Genomic DNA, 4,930 nt, shown 5'->3' with positions numbered 1-4,930 from the left:
ATCGTGCGCCAGCGCCGACAGCCGCTGCCGGCTGTCATAGCTCAAGGTCGTGTTGCTCCCCGACGCACGGTTCAGCGACGCGGGCTGCTCGGCCGGGGTGTAACCGTACGTGAGCAGCGACGTGCTCGTCCCCTCATACGCCGCGTTCAGCCGGTCGAGCCCGTCATAGCCGTAGGTGACCTTGAGCGCGTCCGGCCAGCTATTGGTCAGGCGATTGCCGTCGGCGTCGTAGGTATGGCCGATCGTCCTGCTGACCCCGCCCATCGCGGTCGTGGTCGAGACGATCCGGCCGAACCCGTCATAGGCGTTGAGCACCGCGTCGGCGCCGGTCGTGCTATCGAACCGTGCGGCGGTCTGCAGCCCCTGCAGGTCGTAGCCATAATAGACATCGCGCGTCGCCGAGGCCGCTACATTGGTGCAGACGTCCGGATTGGCCGGCACCGGGCAGCCGCCATCGGGGACGATCTTGCTCACCATCCGGTTGAGCGCGTCGAAGCCGTAGGTCAGCGTCCGCCCGTCGCGCTTCTGGAGCGATGTGCGGTTGTCGTTGGCGTCGTAGCCATAAGCTTCGAAATCGGTCGTGCTGACCGTCCCGGTCGCCGTCTTGGACGGGAAGCTCCACTTCGCCAGCCGGTCGAAGCCGTCATAGGTATAGCTGGCGAGATTGCCGTCGGCGTCCTTGACGGTCGCCTGCTTGCCGTTGAGCGTATAAGTATAAGTGACGTAATCCTGCTGGAGTTGCGGCAGGCCATTGGCTGTCGTTTGGCCGTACGCCTTGATCACCTTCAGCAACTGGCCGGCACTGTCATAAACGTTGCGGGTAATGCGGTCGGGCCCATACGTCGCGCTCGTCGTGGCGAGCGTACAGGCCGACGCGGGCAAGGCGCTCCACATCGCCGGATTCATCCTGACCGCGGTGCAGTCGAGCCGCCCTTGCAGGTCATAGCTATATTGCGTGACGCCGCTCTCGACCCAGGTTACGCCGCCGTCCCCCGACCCCCATGTCGCTTCGACAGCTTTCCGATCGAGCGCGTCATAGGTCGTTTCGACCTTAGTGAAGAGTCTGAACCCGCTGGTGCCGTTCCATGCCGGCCACGCCGAAGGCGCCACCGCGTCCGATTGCCAACTCGACAACTCGCCCTTCTCGACCCGGATCGGACGCCCGGCGCTGTCATAGGTGGTGCGAACCGCAGCATAATGGAGCGGCCCCGCGCCATCGGGATCGGGGGCAATGGTACCGGTGACCCGCCGACCCGCGTCGTAGCGCGACGCAGTGGTGAAGTCTGACGGGGAGGTCTGCGCGAGTACCGATGCCGGCAGCAGGAACGCGAAGCTGGCCGCCAATGCGGCTGCGATCCGAGCGCGCTTCACGGGCACACCGTCAGGCCAGCGCGAGGCTTGGTTTCGCTGATGCGGTTGCCGGCAGAATCGTAACCGTAGCAGGTCAGCCTGCTGACGATCGCCCCCGAGGCGTCGGCTGCGGTTATCTTCACCCCTTTCTGCAACAGCGTATTACCCACCGTGCCGGTGTCAGGTCCGTAGTCATAGGTCGTCAGCACCTGGTCGGCGGCGCCAGCAGCGCAGGCGCCGGTGCTGAGTGTTGTCGCGCTGGTCCGGCACGTGCTTTCGCTGCTAATCAGCCAGATCGGCGCCGATCCGTGGACATAGCCGCCGGCTCCGTTGGCGATCCAGGCATAGCGTTGGACGTACGTATAGACCTTCGCCGGATGCACGCCGTTCGCATCGGCGGGATCGAGTTCGGTCAGGACGCCGCCGTGGTCGGCGCTATAGGTGTAGAGCGTTTCATTGCCTTTGGCATCGCGGATCAGGGTCGGCTTGTCGCGGCAGAGATCGCCGGCGCAGCCATAATCATAGTGCTTGATCCGAGTAGGCAGAACACCGGCCGGATCGATGTCATGCAGTTCGCTGATAATTCCTTTTCCGGCGTAGTAGACTTCGGTGATCATCCCCGAGGGCTGGATCACCCGCTGCAGCGCCGTCACCAGGCATTTGCTCGGGTCGCTCGGATAGGCGGCGCGATCGCAATAATCATATTGGGTGATACGGCCCAGTGGATCCCTGACATGCGCCGGGCCGGGCGTCATTTGCATGTAATTGATGACGCAGGGCGTATTGCTGCAATCGCCGAAACCGGGTTGCCCGGTCGATCCCGATGGCGGCGGGTTGGGATTGGCCGGGAAACTATATGTAATCAGGGTCTGTGCGCCCGCCGCGTCGGTGTAAGACCCGCCGACCAGGGGCGGCGAGCTAGCGCCGACGGTGACCGCTTCCCAATGAAGATAGGTCAGCGTCTGGCCATCAGCGAACGCCTGATAATTGACGACATCCTCATAGATGCCGTCGGCATTGCGATGCGGGACGATGGTGTTCGTCATCCACGGCTGCGTCGCACCCGGCTTGATATAGGCCTTCGTCAGATTGCCGCTGGCATCGTGTCCATAGGTAAAGGTGTAGGGCGCGCCATCCTGACCAACCGCCTGGGCGATGCGGTACGCGCCGTCGACCAACGTGTAGGAATAACTCGACTGCCGCGCGACGCCAGCGCACGACGTTACCGACGCCAGCGTTTGCACCGCGAGATTGATCGCACAGGCGCGAGTGACGAGGTTTTTCCCGCCGAGCGCGGTGTAATCAAACAGGATCGCGTAGCCGCGCGAACTGACCACCGAGCGCAACAACGTCTTGTTGGTCGTGCCGGCGGCCGCGGCCTGATAGTTGAAGTCCATCCGGGTGCCGTCAGGATAGATCACGTAATTGACGAAAGCGCAGCGCTCGGTGCTCGAGCAATCGCCGCTGCCGATCGGCCGGAACACGGCCTTGGTCCCATTTTGCGCAGTGTACGTATAAATCGCGGTGTCGGATGCCTTGTCGCCTGAAATCAGGAGCGTGTCGGCTGTCTCCTTTGACGCCGAAATCGGGTAGCCGCCGTTGTTGCGAGTGGAGTTAAAAGTGCCCGACAATCCGCCAAACCGCACGCCGAGACGGTAATCCGGCCCCCCGGCCAGCGGGTCGGGCAAAGTGGCGTCATATTTGAGTTCGGTGATCATGATGTCGAAATTGGACGTCGCGTCGCCGAATTGATCGACATGGCCAGGCGCTCCAACGCTCAAACTTCGTTGCAACTCAATGCCGGCGGTCGCCGCGCCGCCGATCGAAAGATCGGTTTCGCTTTCGCCATATTTTCCGCTGACCATGTCGACTCCACCGGGCGACTTGATGAGCTTGTTGGGCGGCACGAGCGCCTGGTTCTGAACATTGTCCTGCGCGCAGGCCGGCACCGCCGCTGTCGCTGCAGCGACGCCCGCCAGCATATTTAGCCAATCAAGCTTCATTTCGCTGCCCCGCTTCGCCCAAAATTCCGATAATAAATTGCGCCTTCAACCTTCCCACGGCGCTAATCCGGCGCGGTCGATGCGCCGCCCCTGGGGCGCTCGCCCGGTCGCAACATCTGGCGCGGCACCGTTGCAAGTATTCGAATGAGATTTTTCGAGGTCATCACGAGTTTTCCGCTGTCAGATCATCCTTGCTGGCGGCGGCGAGTTCCTATCCATCCAGAGGCGGCCCATCCTGGCAGACGGTTCCGGTGATTGTGAGGACGACGGTCCCGGTTGATTGCGCACCGAGGCTGTCGGCAACGACATAGCTGACCGAAAAGGTACCCGCCGAATTGGACGAGACCTGGATTGACGATGCACTGACGACCGAACCCCAGACCGTCCCCGGATTGTTCGAGGTCATGCTTACGACCGCCAGCGGGAGATTATTCTCAGGATCGGTATCGTTCGCCGTGACATTGATCGTCTTGGTCAGCGAGCAATTGAACGACGCGTTGTCCATGTTCGCGACGGGCGGCTGGTTGGTGGGCGTCGGTGTGGGCGTGGGGGTCGGAGTGGGTGTCGGACTCGGGGTTGGAGTTGGTGTTGGCGTGGGTGTGGGACTCGATGTAGGCGTGGGTGTCGGCGTCGGACACGCGCCGGGTGCGGCGGTGGCCACGTCGTAGCGCGTGCGATTGCCGGCCGCGTCGAAGCACGTGCCGGTAACCCGCCCATTGTTGGAGCCGCCGGAAATGGTCGACCCGCTCAGCCGCCCCAACCCATCATAGGAATAGGTTGTCGTTTCCTGCGCCAGCGCGCTGCACGATAAAATGGTCACGGTGGCGGCCGATCCCGCCAACCACGGTACGATTCGTTTCATGGATGCTCCACCCGATGGGAGCAGACAGCATCGCCGGCCAATCGGATGCAACGAAAGATGCATCCATTTTAGAGCAGGTTAGGGCTTGACGCGCCGGTTTCGTCCGCGACTCAGGCAATCGAACCGATCGGCGGATGTCTTAGAAATGCGGGGCGAGGAATGAGCCCCTCAAACCGCCCGCGCCAGCGCCTTCTTCAGCCTTGCATGCGCCGACGCCTTGATCTGGCACACCCGCGCGGCACCCACGCCGAGCACATGCCCGATCTCCTCGAGGTTCAATTCCTCGACATAATAAAGTTGCACCACTTGCGCCTCGCGCTCGGGGAGCGCGGCGATCGCGGTGACGAGCGTGTCGCGCAGGTCGGCCTCGGCGAGTTGCTCGAACGCGTCGGGCTCGTCGGACATGAACCAGGGGCCGTCGTCGGTATAGACCTCATCCAAGGAATCGAACCGCACCGCCTCCGCGCTGGCGTAATCGGCGCGCAGTTTCTCGACGCTGACGCCGAGCTTGTCGGCGACGTCGGTCTCGGCCGGCGGCTTGCGGTCGACGGTCAGCGCCGCGACGGTTTCCTGATATTGCTTGCGCCGGCGCATCGCGCCGCGGGTCAGGGTCGCCTGGCGGCGGAGCTGGTCGATCATCGCGCCGCGCACGCGGGTGGCGAGATATTGCTCGAACGTCACCTGGCCGCGATCCTCGAAGCCGTGGACCGCCTCG

At 63.2% G+C, this 4,930-nt stretch carries 3 protein-coding genes and 1 pseudogene; all 4 read right to left on the bottom strand.

All coding sequences use genetic code 11. From position 1 onward, the window contains the following. Positions 1-1,371, bottom strand: a pseudogene (locus ACTHJR_RS09385) (hypothetical protein); the annotation flags it as partial. After that, positions 1,368-3,353, bottom strand: a complete 1,986-nt coding sequence (locus ACTHJR_RS09380; RefSeq protein WP_440522887.1) for a hypothetical protein — start codon at positions 3,351-3,353, stop codon at positions 1,368-1,370. The pseudogene ACTHJR_RS09385 and the gene ACTHJR_RS09380, both read right to left, overlap by 4 nt. Positions 3,354-3,564: 211 nt before the next feature. Beyond that, a complete protein-coding gene (locus ACTHJR_RS09375; protein WP_440522886.1) occupies positions 3,565-4,215 on the bottom strand; it encodes an Ig-like domain-containing protein in 651 nt (216 codons plus the stop codon). A 168-nt stretch (positions 4,216-4,383) separates the two neighbouring features. Continuing rightward, the coding region (locus tag ACTHJR_RS09370) for a sigma-70 family RNA polymerase sigma factor (protein ID WP_440522885.1) at positions 4,384-4,930 on the bottom strand (547 nt) is incomplete at its 5' end.

It is taken from the genome of Sphingomonas sp., from assembly GCF_051962185.1.
Taxonomy (GTDB): Bacteria; Pseudomonadota; Alphaproteobacteria; order Sphingomonadales; family Sphingomonadaceae; genus Sphingomonas.
This window is presented reverse-complemented; position numbering and strand designations above follow the sequence as displayed.